This is a genomic window from Halopseudomonas sp. 4NH20-0008, from assembly GCF_057548395.1.
Genome location: NZ_BAAJMD010000044.1, coordinates 1 through 613, shown reverse-complemented (window position 1 = coordinate 613; position 613 = coordinate 1). Strand labels below are relative to the sequence as shown.

The 613-nt window shown below is 51.2% G+C and carries 1 protein-coding gene; it reads left to right on the top strand.

The window, feature by feature from the left end; genetic code table 11:
- Nucleotides 1-613, top strand: a 613-nt coding sequence (locus AC27HQ_RS16945; RefSeq protein ID WP_487157372.1) for a DUF1302 family protein, incomplete at both ends; no start/stop codon positions are given.

Sequence of the window (613 nt, the reverse complement as noted above, 5' to 3'; positions counted from 1 at the left end):
CGATGATGGCCAGTTCGGTGTTGCCTTCCGCTATTTTGCACAGGAACTGAACGATACCGAGTTCGGCTTTTACTTCATGAACTATCACAGCCGTACTCCGTTCTACTCCAACATTGCAGGCAGCTACTTAGGACTGACGACTGTTCTGGGCGGAAATCCCGCTGGGCTTGGCGGTATCATTGGGCCCTTGCGTCCGGGTGGACAAGTTACCAGTGACAAGAATGGTGACGTAGGCCCAGCCGGCTATTTCTTTGAATACCCTGAAGATATTCGTCTGTACGGTGTAAGCTTCCAGACTAACGTCGGAGGAGCTTCAATAGGCGGTGAACTCAGCTATCGCCCGAATATGCCTATGCAAATCAATACGGGTGATATGAGCCGTACTGCTTTGTTGGCAGCAACCACTGTGCCTGGTGTTGTGCCACTTATACCTGGTAGTGATAACACTCACCGTGACCTCGCTGGCCAAGTTCAAGTAGGCGACTACATTCCTGGTTACCAGCGCAAAGAGTTTTATCAGGCTCAAGTCACCGCTATTCACTTTATCGAGCGGGTTATGGGTGCCAGCCGACTGTCGCTTGTTGGCGAAGTGGGTGTAAACCATATTGGTGGT